The sequence below is a fragment of the Mucilaginibacter sp. HD30 genome (assembly GCF_054061755.1).
In genome coordinates this window covers 730,965-752,683 of record NZ_JBSSEO010000001.1, presented here as the reverse complement: position 1 = coordinate 752,683, position 21,719 = coordinate 730,965, and the positions used below count along the sequence as shown (strand labels likewise).

At 42.7% G+C, this 21,719-nt stretch carries 22 protein-coding genes; all 22 read right to left on the bottom strand.

Annotated elements, in window-relative coordinates; all coding sequences use genetic code 11:
• Positions 1-174: 174 nt before the first annotated feature.
• Positions 175-834, bottom strand: coding sequence for an acyltransferase family protein (locus ACVW2L_RS03580; RefSeq protein ID WP_457126585.1), 660 nt, complete (start codon positions 832-834; stop codon positions 175-177).
• Positions 818-2,119 carry a hypothetical protein gene (locus tag ACVW2L_RS03575; protein ID WP_457126584.1) on the bottom strand — a complete coding sequence of 434 codons (1,302 nt, stop codon included), beginning with the start codon at positions 2,117-2,119 and terminating at the stop codon, positions 818-820. The genes ACVW2L_RS03580 and ACVW2L_RS03575 overlap by 17 nt, the downstream gene beginning before the upstream one ends.
• 1 nt (position 2,120) lies before the next feature.
• Positions 2,121-3,338: a glycosyltransferase gene (locus tag ACVW2L_RS03570; RefSeq protein WP_457126583.1), complete on the bottom strand. Its 1,218-nt coding sequence runs from the start codon at positions 3,336-3,338 to the stop codon at positions 2,121-2,123.
• A complete protein-coding gene (locus ACVW2L_RS03565; RefSeq protein WP_457126582.1) occupies positions 3,335-4,363 on the bottom strand; it encodes a glycosyltransferase family 4 protein in 1,029 nt (342 codons plus the stop codon). The genes ACVW2L_RS03570 and ACVW2L_RS03565 overlap by 4 nt, the downstream gene beginning before the upstream one ends.
• A gap of 6 nt (positions 4,364-4,369) precedes the next feature.
• Complete coding sequence (locus ACVW2L_RS03560) at positions 4,370-5,380, bottom strand: glycosyltransferase family 2 protein (RefSeq protein WP_457126581.1); 1,011 nt, start codon at positions 5,378-5,380, stop codon at positions 4,370-4,372.
• A 76-nt stretch (positions 5,381-5,456) separates the two neighbouring features.
• Positions 5,457-6,461 carry a glycosyltransferase family 2 protein gene (locus tag ACVW2L_RS03555; RefSeq protein WP_457126580.1) on the bottom strand — a complete coding sequence of 335 codons (1,005 nt, stop codon included), beginning with the start codon at positions 6,459-6,461 and terminating at the stop codon, positions 5,457-5,459.
• A complete protein-coding gene (locus ACVW2L_RS03550; RefSeq protein ID WP_457126579.1) occupies positions 6,443-7,363 on the bottom strand; it encodes a hypothetical protein in 921 nt (306 codons plus the stop codon). Before ACVW2L_RS03550 ends, ACVW2L_RS03555 begins: the two co-directional genes overlap by 19 nt.
• 9 nt (positions 7,364-7,372) lie before the next feature.
• Positions 7,373-8,362 (bottom strand): acyltransferase family protein, encoded by a 990-nt coding sequence (locus ACVW2L_RS03545; RefSeq protein WP_457126578.1) that lies wholly within the window; start codon positions 8,360-8,362, stop codon positions 7,373-7,375.
• A gap of 4 nt (positions 8,363-8,366) precedes the next feature.
• On the bottom strand, positions 8,367-9,278 hold the full coding sequence (locus ACVW2L_RS03540; protein ID WP_457126577.1) for a glycosyltransferase: 912 nt from the start codon (positions 9,276-9,278) through the stop codon (positions 8,367-8,369).
• Positions 9,271-9,807, bottom strand: coding sequence for an acyltransferase (locus ACVW2L_RS03535; RefSeq protein ID WP_457126576.1), 537 nt, complete (start codon positions 9,805-9,807; stop codon positions 9,271-9,273). Before ACVW2L_RS03535 ends, ACVW2L_RS03540 begins: the two co-directional genes overlap by 8 nt.
• The gene (locus tag ACVW2L_RS03530; protein ID WP_457126575.1) at positions 9,801-10,949 is read right to left on the bottom strand and encodes a glycosyltransferase family 61 protein; all 1,149 of its coding nucleotides are present in this window, start codon (positions 10,947-10,949) and stop codon (positions 9,801-9,803) included. Before ACVW2L_RS03530 ends, ACVW2L_RS03535 begins: the two co-directional genes overlap by 7 nt.
• Positions 10,946-12,163, bottom strand: a complete 1,218-nt coding sequence (locus tag ACVW2L_RS03525; RefSeq protein WP_457126574.1) for an acyltransferase family protein — start codon at positions 12,161-12,163, stop codon at positions 10,946-10,948. Before ACVW2L_RS03525 ends, ACVW2L_RS03530 begins: the two co-directional genes overlap by 4 nt.
• Position 12,164: 1 nt before the next feature.
• Positions 12,165-13,082, bottom strand: coding sequence for a glycosyltransferase family 2 protein (locus ACVW2L_RS03520; RefSeq protein WP_457126573.1), 918 nt, complete (start codon positions 13,080-13,082; stop codon positions 12,165-12,167).
• A gap of 8 nt (positions 13,083-13,090) precedes the next feature.
• On the bottom strand, positions 13,091-14,047 hold the full coding sequence (locus ACVW2L_RS03515) for a class I SAM-dependent methyltransferase (RefSeq protein WP_457126572.1): 957 nt from the start codon (positions 14,045-14,047) through the stop codon (positions 13,091-13,093).
• A 22-nt stretch (positions 14,048-14,069) separates the two neighbouring features.
• Complete coding sequence (locus ACVW2L_RS03510; protein WP_457126571.1) at positions 14,070-14,924, bottom strand: glycosyltransferase family 2 protein; 855 nt, start codon at positions 14,922-14,924, stop codon at positions 14,070-14,072.
• Between the two features lie 100 nt (positions 14,925-15,024).
• A complete protein-coding gene (locus ACVW2L_RS03505) occupies positions 15,025-15,792 on the bottom strand; it encodes a DUF5672 family protein (protein ID WP_457126570.1) in 768 nt (255 codons plus the stop codon).
• Entirely contained in the window at positions 15,789-16,715 is a 927-nt protein-coding gene (locus tag ACVW2L_RS03500; RefSeq protein WP_457126569.1) for a nucleotide-diphospho-sugar transferase, read from the bottom strand. Before ACVW2L_RS03500 ends, ACVW2L_RS03505 begins: the two co-directional genes overlap by 4 nt.
• An 8-nt stretch (positions 16,716-16,723) precedes the next feature.
• Positions 16,724-17,731, bottom strand: coding sequence for a glycosyltransferase (locus ACVW2L_RS03495; RefSeq protein ID WP_457126568.1), 1,008 nt, complete (start codon positions 17,729-17,731; stop codon positions 16,724-16,726).
• A 9-nt stretch (positions 17,732-17,740) separates the two neighbouring features.
• A complete protein-coding gene (locus tag ACVW2L_RS03490; RefSeq protein WP_457126567.1) occupies positions 17,741-18,910 on the bottom strand; it encodes a glycosyltransferase family 4 protein in 1,170 nt (389 codons plus the stop codon).
• Complete coding sequence (locus ACVW2L_RS03485) at positions 18,871-19,902, bottom strand: glycosyltransferase family 2 protein (protein ID WP_457126566.1); 1,032 nt, start codon at positions 19,900-19,902, stop codon at positions 18,871-18,873. Before ACVW2L_RS03485 ends, ACVW2L_RS03490 begins: the two co-directional genes overlap by 40 nt.
• A 5-nt stretch (positions 19,903-19,907) precedes the next feature.
• Positions 19,908-20,819 carry a glycosyltransferase family 2 protein gene (locus ACVW2L_RS03480; RefSeq protein ID WP_457126565.1) on the bottom strand — a complete coding sequence of 304 codons (912 nt, stop codon included), beginning with the start codon at positions 20,817-20,819 and terminating at the stop codon, positions 19,908-19,910.
• On the bottom strand, positions 20,809-21,711 hold the full coding sequence (locus ACVW2L_RS03475) for an alpha-1,2-fucosyltransferase (RefSeq protein WP_457126564.1): 903 nt from the start codon (positions 21,709-21,711) through the stop codon (positions 20,809-20,811). The genes ACVW2L_RS03480 and ACVW2L_RS03475 overlap by 11 nt, the downstream gene beginning before the upstream one ends.
• Positions 21,712-21,719: the final 8 nt, after the last annotated feature.

Here is a 21,719-nt window from a genome sequence, read left to right as displayed (position 1 = left end):
GTGGATGTAATGGACAAATATAAGATACCTGCAAACCCTGCCCCCATTAAAGTAAAACCCGCCAGTTTGAACAAATTATAGTAATTAAGTGACAACCTTAGCACCTGCCCGGAAACCAGCACCCTGCCCGCATAAACAACGATAAGAAACAGAATAAACCACAGAACACGGTTTTTAAAAATATTTATTGCTATTGATAAGCAACCGGGCAGCCAATACACCAAATCCAAATTCTATGCCGCGGAAAAGGAAAGTGCCGGTAAGATAGTCGCTTCCGTTTTTTAAAATGAGTACAGATATTACTGCCGCTAAAAAAACAATCCCAAAAATAGCTGAGAAGCATTTTTTAAAGCCTGCTGTGTTTAGCCAGATCAGTATAAATGGGAGCACAAAATAGAATTGCCACTCCACGGTAAGCGTCCAAAAGTGCGATGCGGTAAAATAGTTGCCTAATAAGTGATCAAGATAGAATAAGCTATGCACCATGTTCATCACAAGGTTCACATCGCGATGGTAGATGTATTTATCTACCAAAATATAAATTAGGCTTGCCACGTAGAAAGCGGGCGACAGCCTGAGCCACCGCTTTAATAAAAAGCGATACAGATCAGCATACGAAAAACCTGTTCTGGATGCATAAAAATAATACATACAAAAACCGCTGATCACAAAAAAAAGCTCCACGCCGTTAACCCCAATAGCTAAAAAATTGGCGATGTCAACAGAGCCGATAAAGAACCTCGGGTTGTGGTGTATCGTCCAGCAATGGATCCATAAAACCCCCATTGCCGCCAGGAACCTTAAGCCGTCTAATGCCTCAATTCGTTGCTGCATGTTGGTCAATTACAAGGTTAAAAACATCCGTTTGCAAGCGGGTAAGGTTGCGCGAACTGTAAGCATCAAAAGCCGGCAGTGTTTCTACAGCGATTAATGTTCCTGATGCCCATTGTTCCAGAACCCGGTAAACATCTTCCTGGGTAATACCTCGGCTTTCACTAAACGTTTCAAGCTGCCCATTTTTTGAGCATTCACTGATAATCTCAACCGCACTGCTTTTTTCATGCATAATAGCCAGCAAAGGCTTTTTCAAAAGCATGTACGGATAAATTTTTGATGCCGTGTACTGTGGATCTGTTGAGCCGGGGATAAACAGTGCATCAGCTTGTTGCAGGGTAGCCAGGGCATGGTAATAACTAAAGCGGTCGGTTATCTCAACAACGCTATCCTCCACTCCGTACTGTTTTGCCAAAGGCGAAATAGTAGGTATGCCCTTACCGGCCGCGGCATAGCTGGTGCCGATAAAATAGAACTTTAATTTACGAAAAAGCGCAGGATTGGCTTGCAGCCCTTTTTGCAGTGCGGCGAAAACCGGTTCAATGGCCCCTTGCATATCTTTACCACCCCGGCCAATATAAACGACGTTGATAAAGCCATCTTGCAATAAAGGAGCGAACAATGCCTTATTAGCTGCCGCGATCTGGAGATCGGGCTCAAACGCGCCAAAAGTGATGGTGGCGGCAGGTATACTGCTAATATTCGGATAGCGTGTTTTTAAGCTTTCAATATATTGCGCAGACACACTGATCAAACCATCTACTTTGTGCATGGCTACGGGTTCTAAATATTTATTAAGGCGGTAAGAGAACCAGTATTTACGTGGCCGCTCTGCCTTTGGCTTGCCCTGATAAAAATCAGAGTGCCAAGGATCTTGCATATCAATTATGTACGGCACGCCGAAACGTTTTTTCCAATATGCCCCCAATGTGGAAACCGGGAACTGAGTGGTAGAAAAATAGATAAGATCGTATTTTTCTCTCGCCAACAGTTCGTTTACTTTTTGTTTATAATACCAAAGCGACCGCAATGCGATACTTCCCAAGCCCAATTTAGCGGTCAGATTTTTTTTTAGCGCTGCTACTTTGTGTATCCTCGTTTGTGGTGGTACGCTTTGTAATAACAGATCGTCGCGGTTCACATCGGCATATTGTTCATCTACTATTACTATTTCTGCATCCCAACCAAATAAGGCAAAATAGGGTAAACTGGTGCGTACGCGCTGCATATCTGCCGTGTTAAGCGGTGCAAAATAAGGAGATATGATCAGCACACGTTTATTCATGTCAGATGCCTTCAATAAGGTCTACAAATTTTGAGCGCTCATTTTCCCAGTTTAATGTGGTTTGTCCCAATTCATAATTTGCCAGCCGGGTTCTATACAGTTCATCTGGGTTTTTCAAATAATGATCCAAAGCTTCAACTAATGATACTTCGCTCGTTTTAATGTATAAACTCCCGGTATCAGGATATTGCTGCAAAAACAGCGTTTGCGCCTGCGTATCACTGGCGACAATAGCCAGGCCGCATTGTAAGTAAGTAAATATCTTGTTAGTGAGACAAATGTCACGGTTCACAGTCGAAGCAGTCTCACTTGCGATACCGATATCAAAGTTGGCGGCAAAGCTAAAAAGCTCATCCGGCGCAACCGGATGATGAAATTGAACTGCGCCATCATTTAAGCCACATTCTCGCGCCAGCGCGAGAAATGCCGACCGGTATTGGTCAGCGCAGTAGCCCATTAAGTGCAGTTCTATCCTACCTGCTGTTTTCGCCATGGCTTTGATAACCATTTCCAACCCTCTGTCAGACCCAATAGTTTGCGAGAACCAGAAAAGTCTGAGGCACTTGCCTTGGCCGTAATGCTGCTTGATACTAAATTTGACCTTCGGAAATACGTTATTAATTACCACAGGCGCTAAATATGGATAAGACTTTGCATAGCACTCCGCAATTAGCGGGCTTGCAGCGCTGAAGTAATCAGTAGAGCCGAAATACCGCTCCTCTATAAATTTATTAAGCCGATAACCAGGTTCGTTTTTGGAGTTATATTGAGCCGAATGCATGTCCTCTGCATCATAGCCCACTTTTGCGCCCATAACTTTGGCTGCCATTACCGCCGCCGGTAAGGCCCCAAGGTTATGCGCAACAAAAATGTCGGTTGGTATGGTTTTGGCCAGGGCAAGCGCTTCAGTGTGCGTTCTGCTGATGGCATTTTCAGCTATCCCGGGCAAGTTCAGATATTTAAACAGTACGTTGCTAAACCTCTGACGTATACGCGTTCTCAGGTAAGTTTTTTTATCATTAACCGGATCTCCGCCGCAGGTCATAAACACTCCGGCGTGATTTGAAATCAGCTCTTCATCAAAACGCTGCGCCCATTGTTGGTAAAAACAATAGATCACCCTTACCTGGTACCCCAGCTCTATTAAACACTCCACCTCTTTTACCAAACGCGGATTGGTGGTGGGCTGGCCGGTTGTAATAAATGTAACGCGTTTCAATGGGCGGTTATCAATTTCTTGTAAAGCTCCTCATATTGCCTGCCCAACACGGTGGCACTGAACTTGGTTTCCGCTTTTCTGCGGCATTCGGCGCGGCTAAGTTCAGCGGCCCTTAATACCGCTGCTTTCATTGCTGCAACGTCACTGCAGATAAATCCGTCAACTCCATTATCAACAATTTCGGGCAGCGCTCCGCGGTCAAATCCTATTACAGGTGTACCGCAGGCCAGGGCCTCTGCCATCACTATCCCGAAGGGTTCATCCCAGGTTACTGGCATTAGAAAAGCCAGCGCCTTGCCCAGCAGTCCGTTCTTCTGAACATTGTCGACCGGGCCAATATATTGGATTTTTTCTCCATCTATATAGGGCTTCACCTGTTCCTCAAAGTATCGGCGATGGATGGCTTCGTTGGGAACATTGCCTGCAATGATAAGATTACGATGTGAACTAAGGGCCACTTCTATGGCAATAGCCGTACCCTTTTCCTGCTGTATTCGCCCTAAAAAAACCAGCGGGGCATCTTCCTCAACTTTACTGGTAAAGGTATATTCTGTAATATCTACTCCGTTAAAAATAGTGGTAACCGGAGCAACGGCAGCAATTTGGCGGGCAATGTAATTGCTGCATGCCGTAAAATGAAGCGACCCTGAACGAGCAAATCGCATTGCTTTTTGTACCTGCGATAGTGTAGGTGGTAATTGGTAGGATACCACCTTAGGGATGCGGCTCAGCATCAGCAAGGCTATATTGTTCATCCGCCCAAAGGTGTGCACAATATCATAGCCGCCTCGTGCTATTTCAAAGGTGAGTTTGTTGATCCTTATCTGATCTTTCCAAGTGTAGGATTTATCCTCAGTATATGGAATCAGCTGGCAACCGGGATCAGAATCAGGATGCGCATACAACGTTACCTGATGCCCGTACTTTATGAGCTCCTGTATCAGCATATAAACTATGCGTTCTATACCGCCATAATGTGTGGGCGGCACGGGAATGAGGGGATTGACAATGATGGCGATCTTCAAAACAGGTTATTTACTGCGCATCGATTCTTTAAAACGCAAGCCGGTTTGCTTGATCAAAAAATCGTAAACATTTAATTGTGATTTCAGGTACTTTTTGATGAAAGGCAACTGATGTCCATTTTTGATAAGCCACTTTGCTGTAATATACCAATCGCGCAGGCTGAAATACTTAAGATAAGAAGTTCTTTTTAATATAAGGACATTAGCCAAAAAGAAATTGGCTATGGGGCTTGGCTGCTGTGAGCGATAAAAATATAAACTATTTTTAAACTCATCCTCCGGGTTGGGTGCGGTTTCAACAAAACTTGCCAGCATCATTATTTGGTTGGCTATCCATACATAAGGGTTGGCTGAACGGTTGGTAGCCAGTGTAATTGCAAAATTAGCCAAAGGGCGTTGCACCAGGCAAAGGGGATGTTCAAAAGAACGCTCTCTGATCAATTCCACGGCGTTCAAAAGCACGTTTTCTGGTACCTGGTAAGCTGATGCATGCGGACCCCTATAAAGCAATGCACTTGTAGAATGCAGTGCTGAAAAGGCCTGCTGCTTTGCGGGCCAGCTAAACAAACTTGTGCCCTGTAATATTGGCCAAGTGGTGCGTTTGGTATTAACCCATTGGTTGTCCTGCTGTTCCTGCCACAGTTGCATATTACCCCACACCACGTTTAGTTGTGGCTGCTTTACCAATATACTTAACATCTTTTCTAAAAAATCTGGCTCCCACCAATTGTCGTCTTCCAGCATGCTGGCGTAGGGTTCGTTGCAGCCGGCGAACGCTAAATTAAAACTACGAACCGCCCCTAAGTTAACTTCGTGATCTACAATAATGAACCTATCATCATTTAATCCACGAACGTAAGTCGCGGGGAAAGGATCCTCCGGATTATCGTTGTGCAACTCGCAAACCCAGTCTTGAACAGTTTGCTGTAACAAACTATTCACAGCACGGGGCAACAGTCGATTTCTGTTATAGGTAAATAAATAAATGCGGCACTTGGGCAATTTGGTTAAAATCATTTACTATTATATTTTCCCCATGGCGCCAATAATTCTATTCTTGCTTTATAAGCGCTTCGTAAAATGCTCAATGTTTCTACCGTTTATATTTTGAGTAAAGCCGCTGCAATTTTTTGGCGACACGCCATCCAAAAAGGCCTGCTATTGTATTAATTATTTTGCCTCCCATTACCGGAACATATCTCCACTGCGGGTAAAAAGATAATTCTTTGCTAATAGTGTTATATAAACCAGGTTGAGTTATATAACACGTGATCTGCAACTCTACTAACTGCTTATAGGTGGCTTTTTTAGCTGGGATAGTTTCGCCAAAGCGGTAAAGATATTCGGCTTTAAGCTTTATAGAACGATAAAGGCTTTGCAATGCCGCGACGGATTGTGTTGATGATAAATTGCGGTTGCCGGCAGAGAATTTACGGTAATACACTTTTCCATCTGTTTTAATAATTCCAGCCGAAGCCAGCATAACACGCGCAAAAAACTCTCCGTCATCGTCCAATGTTAAGCTTTCGTTCCAAGGGCCGGCCTCGTCAATGATATCTCTCGGCACAAGCCACGCTGCAGGTTGTACCATCGATCCACGGAAATCATAACCACCCAGCAAACGGATCAGGAAATCTACAGGGTTGTCGCAGTTATATAAAAAACCCTCATCATATGCGCTGGGCTGACTCGCTTCAAGCTCAAAACCGTCTTGAAAATGAACCGTACTGCACACCGCTATTTTACCCGCGTTATTTTGAAGGGCTGCCATCTGTTCCGCTATTTTATCGGCACTTAACAAATCGTCTGCATCCAGAAACTGAATATAGGCGCCGCCTGCTATTGAAAGCCCTTTATTGCGGGCCGCACTGGCACCTTTGTTTGATTGCTGCAAGATTTTAACGTTATTGGCCTGATACCGTTTCGCCAGTTCATAAGAGGAATCAGTAGAACCATCATCCACAACGATCACTTCAATACAGGGCCATGACTGACTTAAAGCCGAGGTTATGGCTGCATCGATATACCTTTCTGCGTTATAAACAGGTATTATAACAGAAACCAACGGAAGCGTGGCTTTTAAATCAGTTTTTTCCACGCAGTGGTATAATATGCTTTTTTTGACTGGTCAACGTAATGATGCAAAATGCCTTTATTATGGCTGACAGCGTCATCTCCCGGATTAACAATGTAATCCTGTTTATCTAAAATCAAACATGTTTGTTTAGCTACCAGCATGGCAGAAAGCGCCTGCTCAAGGTAATATGTTTTTCCCTCCTGTGTTTCAAGCGTGGCGGTCCAATCTTCCAGCTCCTGCCAGCAGATGCTGCTGCTTTGCAGACCGATAACGCCAACATTAAGTAATGCCGGTATTTTTGCAGAAGCAAGCTGCTCCATTAGTGCTATTGGATAGCCATAAGATTCGGTGCAGTCTACCATATGTACAGGTTTGCTGCTGTTCTTTAGCCAGGCTATCAGTTGTGTTGGTTCCCCCCAAAACAACATGTCCGAATCGAGTACTAATTTCCAGTCCTTGCCTGGTAGGGTATGTACATCCGTCAGTTTTTTAATGTGAGCATATTCGGCGCGCTTATGGTTTAAAACAGGATATTTATTCGCAGGCAATGCTGTCTGAATATTATCTTCAATGCTTTGCTTTTGAATGATGGCCGCTCCCGGGAGTTGCCTTTTTATAAGCGAGATCAGTTTTTCATCAAAACTACCATCATCGATCAGAATAAACTTGAATTGCTCTGCTGAACATTTGGTTAACGATGTTATGCAAAACAGAGTTTGGTACAAATAATTTTTACCCGTCAGAAAATAAACGGGCAACCCGTTAGCAGAAGAATGTACCGGAGATAATTTAAATGCAGCGCTGCGCATTTGCCTTTGCCCCTGCTTCATACTACGGTAACTAAGAATTCCCCCCATACTATTAACCCTTTTCAGGTAAGAGAGCGGATACCGGTATAAAACGTTGATAATTGCTTGCAGCATATGGTTAATTTAGCTTGCCGGAGTACGCGCCGTCAGCTTACGCCCGGCCAGTATAGACGGTTGTTCCACCCACTTATACATCAGCCATGCCAATACACTAATGAAGGTATAAACCACCAGATCACCAAGTAAGTTGAGTAAGGGTTGCGTCTTGTACCGCCCTGCCAAAACGCCCATTATATAAACCCCTATGGGTACATGGATAAGATAAACAGAATAAGCATGTTGCCCCAATATCGAAAAAAAGCTTGGGCCGGATGTAAAGAAATGACTTAAAACGATGAGCGATAGCGTTGCAAGTGTAAAGACAGCGTAAGTGGAATAACCGAATTTAATGAACAATGCGGTGATATTAATAAGAAACAGCGGGACCGCGTAATACAGCCTGCTATGGTAATGAAAAAAGTAGTAAACGCTTATGCCCAGGCCAAACGCGGGCCATTGTGCTAAAAAAAACAAAGGGCCGGTAGGCGGGCCAATGAAGACTGACGCGAATGAAACTCCTATTAATAAATAGATCCTGAACCGCCGGGGAAACACACCTACCAGGGCAACGGTAAGGTAAAAAAACAATTCGCAGGTTAAGGTCCAGTAAACCCAGTTCATGGTAGGAATAACGGTAAAAGGTTCTGTAGTGAGGGTTAACGCCGCAACAACACCTTCAAAGTTGCGGGGGATACCTTGCACTGCATTAGCACCTGTATAATACCGTTGAAAGCATGCCGCCACCAATACAATGGCCAGGCTTATCCAGTAAGGAGGAAAAATGCGTAAAAGCCGCCTGACCAGAAAATCACGCGCATTATCTGTATGATCTGCCGACAAGGCGATACAGTACCCGCTAATAACAAAAAACATAGGCACACCCAACCAACCGTATTTAACCAGATCACGATACCAGTTATCTACCGGTTGCACGGCTTGGTTCAAGTGGAACAGTACCACCATGAACGATGCTACGAAGCGAAGCACATCAAGCGAATAGTTATGCTTTTGCAATTGTTCAGATCGATGCCAACCCATCAAATTGCCCGCAGGCACCTTTCCATTTAATATAATTTTCTTTACCTGCCCATGCGCGCAAACTAACCCACGCCTTGGCTTTTCTAAGTGGAACGGTCCATGACGGAATTTTTTCCCAGGGATTAATGTGATGTTTATTGAGCACCTGTATCCACGATTTGCCGGTGTCATTTACTAACCGGCAGATATACGCAAACTGAGTGCGTTCCAACGGGATAATATGCGTTAAGCTTAATTGCGGAAAATAGCCTGTTTGCCATCCGGCCCGGAGTGTTGCCAGTACAATATCATTATCGCCGCCAGAGTTGAGTTGCCCTGCCGTTCTGTCGGCAATAGCAGCATGCGAATTTGTTGCGTCTGATCTGTATTGAGTCAATGCGATGCGTCTGATGCCCATTCCTGCTCCAACCGGAGCATTTGAGGGATAGGTATTGTTCCATTCTGCGATTAATACCGTCTCACCCAGATCGCGAAGGGCAAGGTTACCATAAAACGGCCTCAGCCATTGCGGTGGCGGACTTGCAAAGCGTGGCGCTAACTTGCCGCCCGCGGTACCAAGACGGGGGTGAGCCGCAAACAACGCCGCCATGTTTTTCAGATAGTCCTTATCTAATACATTATCATCATCCACCATCACAATTATATCCCCTTCAGCAACTTCAAAGCCCTTTAGTCTGGCGTAGGTAAGGCCCTGTCGGTTTTCGGTTACTATGCTTGCATGTGGATGCCAACTCAGATCCGCTTCTATCGGTAAGGTGGAGTTATTATCTATCAGAATAAGTTCCCACTGCGAAAGCTCCAGCGACTGCTCTCGAAGACCATTCAAGGTTTCGCTTAAACGCCCCGCATCCGGATTAAATGATGGAATAATAACAGAAATTAACTTATTCATCACGCTGTTTTATCACCGCACATGGCGTGCCTAATGCAACCGAATACGCGGGAAGGCTTTTAGCAACTACAGAACCTGCACCAATAACGCAGCCGTTGCCTATGCTTACTCCTGCCAATATCTTTACCCCCGCCCCAATCCAAACGTCGTTCCCAATTTTAACCGGGGCCGGTATATCCGGCTGGGATCTGATCAATATCCCTTGCGTCGGAACTGTATGATTGGCACTCACAATAACAGTGTGCATGGCAATGAGGGTATTACTTCCCACTTCCACACCACCATGACCATAAATTATGCAATATTCGCCTAAGAACGTGTTACGGCCAATATTGATTTGGCCACCGTAAGCCTTTAAAACAACCCCTTGTGATAACTCACAATCAGGCCCTATAATTACCTCGCCTTTTTTTCCGTTGGCATATCCCCTGGAAATATAAGTCGAAGGCCAAATTTTAACTTTGCCTTCAATTACTATTCCGCACATACGAAAGAAGCAGGCATATATAAAGGAAATAAATCTTAACATAAAAATTTATTAAGTGTGGCTGAAAGCGTTTTTATTCCCAAGTCAGTATTTGTTTTATCCTTAAAATCAAGATAAAAGGCCTGATATTGGAGCCTGCATACTTCAGCCAACCGCTGGTAACAGGGTTTGAACGAATCTCCCTCCGGGAAGAGTTCAAGAATACTTGTCCCCTCCGAACATAAGTATAAGTTACTCAGCCCCGCGCCGTGGGGTGAAATTACGTGCGTTGCATCTTGAAAAGCTAATATGGTTTCCTCGGTATTCATTTCTGAGAGGTCCAAAGGTTGGATATTAGCGTACAATGCCAATACCTCTTGTTCCCATGTTATGGTCCGGCTGTTGGCATCTTTCCTGCTGATCCAAATCGCTTTTTGTTGCGCCTTGACAGCTATATTTTTCTCACTGCGCATTAAACTTCTTAAGGCATCAACGCACCACTGGTTGGCTTGTTGATCGCCGATCAACTTATTGGTAAACAATAACTGATCGCATAAATAGTGGCTCGCATTTGTCACCCAAATAATCTTTGAACTGTCAATGTTAGCCCGGTCTATCCACTTTTGTTTCCATGCAGTTTGCGGCCCGTTAAAAAGAAAATGATCTGCATGCTTCATCATCCCCGCAAACATTCCGGCTTTCACCAATGATTCTAAAAGAAAATGATAGAAGCCGCCGTCGGCACCAAGCGTGAGAAAAGACAGGGTAATGCCGGGTAAATGTTCGTGGCCAGATAGCCGATAAGCATTTGTATAGGGAAGATCTTTAAGGTCAAGCGTCCAGTCAGCAGTAGATTCAGCAATGAAACATCTTTTGTCAGGATCGTAAACCAAGCCCATTTGCCCCAATATGCTCGCGCCCGATATGCTATAAACTACCCTGTCGGGAGCTTTGAAAAATCCTCGTGCCTTAAAACGCGGCAAGCCGTTTAAATGCCTTTCTACCCAGAACTTGTCATTTAAAAATCGTGGTTGGTTGTAATAGCAAATCTCTCCCTCTTGTTGAACCATTATAGCAGAAAGTGATTCCGGACGATCTACGGCTGCTCCCGGCACCTGGCGGTAAAGTTGATGAAATGGCCTGATACGCCAGGGAGTATCAGAAAAACATACGGTCATTATTTTTTTTAGAAAGTTGACTTTCATGCCGTTACCTGCCTTTTATTAAAAAATAAATTACGTATGCGGGGTTGAACAATTATTTCAGCTACATAAGATAAACCAAATGTAGCACCGATGGCCATTATAAATCCGGTTATCAACAATGTTGGCCCCGAATATATCTGTGATAACCCGATATTAAGAAAATAGCATATGGGAAAGTGAAGTACATAAACAGCAAAGGATATTTTTCCTACTGGCGCCAGCGTTTCAAAATAACGGTAATTAGTTTTAAGCCACATTAATAGCATGCTTAAACAGAAGAAAACTGTACCATACATCCAGTCGTTGTTTTGGCGGATGTCGTGCTTAAAATAAACCAGGCAAGCAATATTTAGCGCTGGTATTACAATAGCTGCAATTTTTAGCCAAAGTTCATATTTAAAATCTCGACCAGTAATATTTAGCATCAGTAGCAAGCATACGGGTATAAATACAAGATCAGCGGGCATAATATGTTCAATGCCGGCAAAATCTAAATGCATCAGCCTAAGATAAAACCCACCCGATTGAAGGCGGTAAGTTGCCAGTATGATGAGTATATAACTGATAAACGGCATAGATTTACTATTTACGCTCTTTTTCTGTAAGCGCGCCAGGTACAGGCCAGCCAACCAAAATACCCAACCAATAAATAATGACCGGATAGCATTGTTATTATGACCAATAAATAACGCGCAAATCAAAATTATTAAGCATATATAAATATAAAGGTTTTTGGAGCGGCCATTAAACGCCCAAACAATAATGAATAACAGGTAATAAATAAACTCAAAACTAAGCGACCATAGCGGCGTGTTGCTTGATAGTGTTTCTACCAAAACCTCCTGCAAAAAGAATACATGACCGATAACCTGTGTTGCATATAGAGACCGATAACCAAAAACCACGCATATCAATAAAGCTACAACGTAGATGGGATATAGCCTTACTATGCGCTTCATTAAATAGGTTTTTACGTTTTGTACATTAAATGGTGTGTAGATATGATTAATACCCATTACATAGCCTGAGATTATAAAAAATATCAAGACAGCCACCTGAGCAAATTGGGTATGTATGATGATGTCTACTACCGTATTTTTTTCGATGCCAAAAAAACTAAACCCAAAAAAGTGCGCAATAAATACAACAAGCGCGCATATTCCTCTTAACCCTTCAAGGTTTTTATTGTAGACAGGTGAGGTTAAACTATTCAAGCTATTTGCGAAATGCTGTGCGTAATTGAAAAACTCTTAACGGTATTCTTATGCCCGCCGGCAGTACGGTTTTTAAAATACGCCAAAGTGTTGATTTGTTGTCTGGTACCGTAACGCCGCAGGATTCGCTCAATCTAAGCGCCTTTGTCGCTGCAGATGCGTCGCCAAGAAGTATAAAATTGCTTGCCGCCAAATTTGCCTGCCGGCCTATTTCTTTTTGCTCTGCCCTGCCCTTAAAATTTTTAGCGTAGGCGGTTAACAGATCAAGGCGGGTAAGCCAGCCATGATGCTGATTTGCACTTGCAGAATTATTATAACGCAGCGCCCGGCAAAGCACTTCTTCTATTACATGAAATTTAGATTTGTTTTCGGCCAACTTAACATGTAGGTCAGCATCTTCCCATATCCTTATCTCGGTATTAAAACCGCCGGCCTCAGTAAATTTACTTTTTCTGTATAAGCCGTTGATTCCGCCAATTGGATGGGCGATTGTATAAGCAACCGTGTTTTCATTGATCTGGCTGTTAGAATATGACCAGCTAAGTAAAACTTGCCGGGACGCCGCGTCGTGCCAATCTACGTTGCAAAGTACTACATCTACAGATGCATTACTTTCAACTATGGCCGAAGTTTTAACTAAATATTCAGGCTCAAGTTCATCATCTATATCATGGAAATGTATCCACTGGCTTTTGCAGTTTGCAGCCAGTTGATTTCGCGCATACCCGGGTCCCCGGTTTTTATCGCCTTTTAAAACGCTATAACCCTTAGCTGTTAAGTGATTGTAAGTGCCGTCTGTACTGGCATCGTCATAAAAAACAACCTCATCAAATGGCAAAATTTGTCGTGTCAAATTATTCAGGAAGCCTTCAATAAATTGCTCTGCATTGTAACAAGGCACAAGGATGGCGTAACTCATTCTTTTTCTTACGTGCGTTTCATCCAAAAGCTGAAACCGGCTGTATGATCAATATTTAAGTTGAAGTTTTTGTCTTTCAATTCGGCATTGGCAAGCTTAAGTGTATTGACAATCTCAGCATCATTTTGCGACATATAATAAGCAGGATACACCACTTCAAAACCGTTAAAACCGCCCAGCATCAGCGCCGCCAAAATATACTGCTCGCTCCATAATTGACGCGAAACATTTTCGGGGTAGTCAAATGGTAAATAAATATCATGTATGTGAATTATAACATCTTTAGGCACCGACGGCAAAAAGTTAAAGAAAAACAATAGCGTATCGTTGCCCTGAAAAACGTAATGCGAGCCATCTAAAAATAAAATATCCCCGCTTTGCAGAGCTAATGAAGAATCATTTATTATGTTTTCAAAAGGTTGGCGGATGATCATATCTGCCACATTATCAATTTCGGCACGCGGATATGGATCAATGCAGATGATCTTGGTATCTAAAGTCAGCCTATCTTTATAAAGCTTCATGTACCGGGTTGATATGCCGGAACCGATCTCCACTATTTTTGCGGGCTTAAATGTTTGCATTACCGCCCCTAAAACTGCAGCATCAAATACGCCGAAGTAATAATTGTCAAGATAGGGCAAAGTGTGATCTTGCTCCTGTATGGGTAAACCCAAAATTTGCGCAACATTAATTGCGATAGTTGCGCTGAGTGGATATTTATCTTCGGTGGCGCTTAGTAAACCGGTAAACTGGGTTTTAACAGGTGCGGAAAAAGAATCGCGCCCTTTTTTGTTATCATAGTAAATGGGGAAGTATAAACGGATGATATTTACACCAAATCCTTCTATACCGGCTTTATCAAACAAGCGCCAGGCATTTCTGCCTTTTACTATTTTAACAAACAGTAAGTACTCCAGCTTGAACATTGCCCGTTTTACGGCAGATTTTATGGCCTTTAGCAAAATATGTAATTAAATTGTTTTGTTAGTTTAACCATCTATAGATCTTGTTACGAATGCGGTTGATAATTGCCAACCTGTTCCAATTTAGAACAGGGCCATGTGCATCCGTGCTGCATATCAGCAAATGATCTGCTTGCCACTTCGCCTCCATTTTTGGATCAGATGTCTTGGCATCGGCATGTACATTAGTTATAGACAGCAGCGCTTTAATTAATTTCTTTTTTTGACCTTTTACCATGCGCAACCAAAGTTCATAATCAAGAGAACAATGCAGCTCTTCCCATATTGGCTGGTGTATAGCAGCGCTCCAAAAACACGAGGGTTGCGCCAGGGATGGGAAGCGGATGAGGTGGTCATTAATGGGCACTATTTTATTCAATGGCCTGAATTTTTGCTCCTCCACAAGGTAGTCAAGCGAGTAACCATAAACAAAATCACATTTCGAATTGATAGAGGTATTGATTGCTTTATAGAAAGCCTCTTCAGTATAATAATCGTCACTGTTTATCCATGCATTATAGCTGCCTGCTGCCAGGCTAAAACCCTGGTTAATTGCGTGGCTTTGACCCCGATCTTTTTCGCTGTGCCAATAACTTATCCATGGCTCATATTTTTTTAGTATCTGAGACGTATTGTCTGTGCTTCCACCGTCTATAACGATGAACTCCAGATTAGGGTAATTTTGCAGCAATACAGCCCGAATGGTTTGCTCAATAAATTGCGCCTGGTTAAACGATGGTGTAACGATGCTAAGTTTAGGCCAATCAGCGCGGGTATGGTAAAGCGATGGATCTACTTCTGTTGTCCATGGCCACCCGGTGTGTTGTATTTCAGGTGTAGGAAGTTTGCGCAATATGCCTCCAGGGTAGGATGCCACTGTTGGCAAAGGTAATTTAACGCCCCTTTGTTCGAATTCGGCTTTATAACCTTGAAGATCAGGTAACTTAATATTCAAACGACGTGTAATTTGTAAAATTTTAGAACTCGATATAAACCTGCCAAAATTCCGGCTCGTATTTTTCAAAGGCGTGGCAACCAAAAGGAAGTTGGCCGTTCAATTTTTTTAGTGATTCGGCCACTGAATGCTCTACGGCAAAGCGCAACGCAATATCATCCGGCGGAAGCCGAAATAGTGGATGAAGCAAATTTCCCCAGTATTTAAAGAATCCATCTTCGTTATTAGTGCCCCATCGCAGCGTTTTTGAATGCAGCAATTTTAGCAGCCAGATACATTTTGCGGTATTGCGTAATGAAAATCCGCCATTCCCTACATTGCTTATACGGCGTTCTGTACCAAAAAGGCGGTTTACGGCACCAATAAACCTGGTATATCCTTTCAAGAACTGCATTTCGCCTGCCGCGTTTTGATGGGGCGGATGCGGCGCGCCGATAAAGTCAAAACCCTTATCGCACCAATAAACCAGTTCATCTTTAAACACATAAGCGTCAAGCTGATGAATCAATATATATCGGTAATTCTTAAATGAATTGTAAAAATAAACAGATAACATCAGTCTGTTATAGCCTGCTATATTTTCGAAATAGCTATTCTCAAATCTTTTAAATACGAATGGCACCTTGTCATCGCATAAAGCGGAGTAGGCCGTGGTGTCCATGCTCTCAGGACCAAAAAAAATAATAGGATGATTTTTCAGAACACTTAAACATTGTTTTAGTGATACAAGTTCTGTATGGGTAGGCTGCGCTTTGTAAACCGGGATAACAACTGCTACCGTATCTTTCATTTCTTCCCGCTGAGTTTTTCAATCACCCGTTTTACAATATGCTTTATACGGTTTGTATAAAACCTCAGGGTTGGATCCAATAATATGTGGTAACGTTCATACTTATCCGCCTGCTTGTTTACCGCAATTGCAGTCGGGTGGCGTATCTCTGTCAGATCATAGCGCTGCATTTTTGATTGAACCGAATATTGATCGGTAGTATGGGTAGCGTTTTGTCCAAAACCGATATTGGCGACCATATTTTTCCAGGGAACGATGCAAACGCCGTTATTTTTCCACATCCAATACATCCATTGATAATCCCATGCGTCAAGGCCGTTATCAATCATTCTAAGATTATTTCTCCAAAGCCTTACTTCGCGACGGGTCGTAAAAACTTTTCCTAAAGCTGCGAGTCGCTCGACTTCGCCGTCTTTAATAAGTTCAAAACTATAATTTGCCCACGCCCGTTTCCAGGTGGCCCAACCCCAGGCGTGAGGATATCGCGAAAAATAATAAGAATCCGAGGTTAACGCCTTAGGCTGATAGCTCGTTCCGCAAATCATCATTACCTGGGGCTCGTTTGTGTATTTATCCAGCAGCATTTCGCAATAGCCAAAAAAACTATCATTAGGCAAACAATCATCTTCCAGGATGATACCCGCATCCACATGGTTAAAAAACCATGTGATAGCTGTGGCAGGAGCACGTCCGCAACCGAGATTGACATCATGGTAAAGTGTTGCTACTTCACAGTCCCAATCTATTGTCTCAACAGCCTCACGCGCCAACCGGCAATTGACAGCATCTTCAGCGTTGTCCTGTCTTGGGCCGTCTGCGGCAATAAATAATTTCTTGGGCTTATGGCTACGTATCTGATCAAAAACCTGCGCGGTTGCTTCCGGGCGATTGAATAAGAGCAGCAGTATCGGCGTTGACAACATATACAATATTAGCCGGCGTGCACCCCTAAAATGCGTTTAAGCATAGCAGCATGCTCAATAATTCTTTTTTTATTTTGAACAAGCGAGGCGATAGTTCCCCTGCACGATTGAAGATCCAGGCGTTGCTTTAGCAACGCAGGTTCGCCTTTCAATATTTTTTGCTTTGTAATTTGATAAAACAATCTGGCGCGTTTCTTTAAAGCAAAAATAAGCCAATCACGCAGTTTTTGTTTTATCGTCCGTTCATCCTGCTCAATTATTGCCAGATAATTACTTAATAAAACATACGAATAACCAATGCCATATTCCAGTTTAAGTAAATAATTAATATTCTGACGAGCCGTGGGAACAAAATGATCAAATTGCAGACGGTCGTCAGCCTCAATTTTATATCCATTTAAAAAAAACATAAAGCATATCTCTACATCTTCAGCCGCGCCCATGGTGTTGCCAGCTCGGCCCACTGCGATAGGCTGCCATCCGTCTTTATAAAATTGCGTTAATGCACTTTTTCTGTAAGTTGCGGCAGCGCCATACACCCAATGCTGTGTGCTTGCCCAAGTCTGCGACCCGTTAACATAACAAGATTTGTATTTTTCGGCGTCCGCCCATACAGGCTCCTGAGGTTTGAATATGCCGCAGCCGCCTAATACACCTATCTTATCGTCAGCACTCATTATTTCGTAAACCGTGGCTACATATTGGTCTGACAGCCAATTATCATCATCACAAAAAATTAGATATTCATATGCAGCACTGAGCAAGCCTTTTTCCCTTGCATACCTTAAACCGGCAGCTGGTTCGGCAATCACCCGGAATGGCACATCTTGCATACGATGACACGCCCATTCAGATATTGCCAATTGTGCTGTATTATCCGTCGATGCATTATCAATAATAACAATCTCCCATTTTACCCATGGAGGTACGCGCTGCAAAGCTAAATGTTTAATGGTTTGCGGTAAGCGGTCAGCACCGTTAAAGCAGCATACAACAACAGACACTCCTTTTTCCATCAACCCTACTTAGGTACTATATAAGACATCCATATTTTTCTTAAATGATGCATAAGTGAAAATCTCTTTATACCGCTGGTATCCCGCATGTCCAAACTGGGTACGTTCATCGCCGTCATTAAGTAATTGTAGCATGGCACCAGCCTGCTTTTCTGCATCATTTGCATCTGCAAGAATCCCGTTGTAACCGTTTACCACAGATTCCGGCAGCCCCCCGGCATTTGAAACAATGCAGGGTAAACCGTGGGCCATAGCTTCTACTACAGCAATGCCATGTGTTTCGTAAATACTGGGCTGATAATAAATTACTGCGCTTGCCAAATAGTCTTTAGGGTTGTTTCTGTAACCCTCAAAACGTATGCGATCAAAATCTCTAACCGATTTTTCGAAATCGCTGTAAAGCGGTCCGTTACCTACCCATTTAAAAACAACATCGGCGTTATTTGCTGTAACCATTTTGGCGACAGTTAACCATGTGGTTGGATTTTTATAGTCAATAACGTGCCCCAGAGTTAAAACAACTTGTTGGCTTTCAGATTTAACGTGGGGTTTTATATCCTTTTCGTAATCGGCCGGCAAACAATTATACACTACCTTAACAAACTGCTTTTTGGGATCTGTTATCTCCCAGTTTTTTAAAATTACAAGGCGGTTGGCATTTGATACGGTTACAATTGCTTTCTTCTGTCCGAGCGTTTTATTGCAGGTAAAGGATGTAAAACCTGTATATTTTGGTTGAGGAGTGGAATGTAGAAAATAAAACACCTTTACAAATGGTAACCACAACAAATAGAGATACTTTTCTGACTCGGCCGAGCATATATTTACGGTAACGCAATTATACTTCAGGCTCAATAATTTGATTACCGCAATAGTGGAGATAATTTTAAAAAACTCCTTTACGTTAGTGGTAAAACGATACCGTAAATGGGCGTAAGGGTGTAAATTGGGTTGTAAAATCACTTTTACATCCGCCTCATCCGTAATTTCCTTTAAATAGTTAAGTTCATTAGCGGTGGCAAGAACAAGGATAACATTATCCTTTCCCAAATAGGCAATTAATTGCTTAAGGTGATTATTGGTGCCCCCAAAATCATATAGTTTGGTAATTATTAAATGTTTTTTCTTTCCTTGAGCCATTACGTAGTAGCGAATTTCAGGCGCCAGAAAAACATGCATTTTAGGGCCAGTTTTACATATTCAACACTTGTAAAATACTGTCGATAATTATTTTGAGCTTTGATTTGCTTTAAAAACAATTTAGGAGTATAGGCTGGCACCGTTAGAAAAAAACGACGAATTACACCTTTCTTTTTTGTGCGGACATAGCCATCAAATAATTGAGGCGCATAGTAATTACCTTCTTTGTTTGTTTCTACAATATTGTCCATCCATTTCACAATGGTATTCAATTCCTCTATGTTATTTAACGTAGCGTCCCGAAACAAAAATTCGCGGGTATATAGATCTGTTAAAGATGCATTTTCCCAAAGGCGGCGTAACATATTCACTCGGCAAATGTCAGAGTTTGCAACCTGTAGGGGCTTAATTGTTTTAGATACCTGATGTGGATGTTCCCGGTACCAGAGCAAAATGTCGGTCAGGTTCGCCATTTTGCCTAACCAAACACACCGAGTCCACAATTCATAATCCTCGGCGCCGGTAAACGAAGCATCGTACCGCAGTTGATGCCCGGTAATAAATGATTTGCGCATGAATACACTTGGATGTCCCATTGGACAAAAGTCGAGCATGTAAAATTTGATCTCGTCATGCGTTGCGGGAAAGTAAACTTCTCTATCAGAACCTATAGAGCGATAAGCGGAACCACATATGTCCACATCGCTATGCTGTTGCATATATGCAAGCTGTTTTTCAAGCCGCAATTCGTTGCTTATGTCATCACCGTCCATCCGAGCTATAAATTCTCCGCACGCCCTTTCAAGGCCAATATTCAAGCTGGCCACCAGGCCCGTATTTTGTGGCTTTTTTATAAGAACTATTCGTTCATCTTTAAATTTCTCCACCATGTCAACGGTTCTATCTGTGGAGCAATCGTCAATAATAAGCAACTCAAACTGCGTAAATGTTTGCTTTAATATGCTTTCAATGGCCTGCCCTACAAACGCTTCCACATTGTAAACCGGCATCAATACACTTATAAGGGGCATTAGCATTATAATAAACGAAATACAATCTTTTTTAACAGCTGATTGCTGCCTAAAAACTTGCTTAATATGCTAAGAACTGCCAGTCGTGCGCTGCTATCGCCAAAAACAACCTTTATATGTTTAAGATAGTAGTCCGTATCAATAGGTTGAAAAATGAGCCATTTAAGTCTGTTCTTTAGCGCCGTGCTCTCGGCAGGAATAACCTTGCTTTGCACAAGATCCATATAACAATGTAATAGCCCATACGCATTAGCTACAATTTGCTTGCTGCTTTGGTCACCATGAACCCGGTAGTTAAATAAAAAATCAGGAATACTTAAAAATCGGGATCCTTTAAAGAGCAATTTGAGCCATAAATGATAATCTTCGTTGTTCTGTATAACAGGTTCTTCGCTAAAAAGATCGACCTGTAGTAACGCTTCCTTCCTCACCAGTGCCGAAAGTATGGGTATCTGGTTAAGGTCAATAAAAGTTTCGCTGTCCTGCTCCCTGCTCCATTCTTTTACAGTAACATAAAAGAATTCGCGTTCCACTTGATCGCTAACTATATATCCCGGGGAAAAAACGAGATCAATATCAGGGCGGGCACTCAATACCTGCCATTGTAATTGTAGTTTACACGGCAGCCAGCTATCATCAGCATCTAAAAATGCTATTAGTTCTCCGGAACTTTTACGAATGGCCAAATTTCTTGCTTTACCCTGGCGACCCCTGTGTTGGTGCAGATATTGGATACGGGTATCATTTGTTGTAAAGGTATGTATTACCGATGCCGTATTGTCGGTAGAGCCATCGTCAACAATCAATAGCTCCCAATTGGCATAAGTTTGTGCCAGTACACTTTTAATACTTTCGGCAATATATTTGCCGGCGTTGTATGCCGGCATTATAATAGAAATGAGCGGTTCAGCTGGCATTGGCTATCACAATCCAGTTTTTGGGAATGTAGTCGTCTATATTGAATATTACCTGGCGCGGATTAAACCATTGCGCCGGAGCAATGGTAGTTCCAGGCCTTTGCGCCAGCCAGGCCCCCCACCAGCTAAAGCTGCTATTGGCAATTATGTGGTGTGTACATTTAGTCATAAGCGCCATATCTTTCCAGCTTTCTTTGCCCGTGTTATGACTTATAAAATAAGCGTTTGGTAAATTCAGATTCTCTTTGGCCCAGCTTATATCATCAGAAAAAACGTAAAATGTAAGTTGATCATATTTTGCTTTCAGATAAGCTATCGCCTGCTTGTAATAAGATAAAGGGATCAGGCCGTGAACATCTCTGATAGCACTTGAACGGACATAATCTCCCCGGCGGATATGTATGCTTACCGCGTTGATGGTGGTGTTAATGCCAGCTTGTAAAGCTTTATTGTCATCATCCAGTGCAGGAAATTCGAAATCATTAAGGAGCTGCTGCCTGATATGTTCAAAATATTTGGCAGATTGGAAATATCCTTCCAGGTAGATCTGATACTGCTGAAAATCTGGCAGGGCCATGTAGTTCGCGTCCGGTTGTTTTATATAAATCGGTTTCCGTCTCTGAAAGGCACGCAGTAGTTTATAATAGATGGCCTGACTTTTAAACAAAGACAGTTTATGGGCAGTAGCAGAATATACGCTGAGGTTCCTGAAGATGCCCAACTCAAACTCCCGCGCAGTGAAATGCGCTGTATCAGAACTGTGCGCAAGCAAAAAACCAGTATCCAAACCAACCTCCGCTACCCCATTTACCAGCCCTCTTGCTGCAGCGTACTGAAACATCTGGTTGCCCAACCCGCCTTGTAATTTAATTATCACCTTAGCTTTTAACATAGCTAATA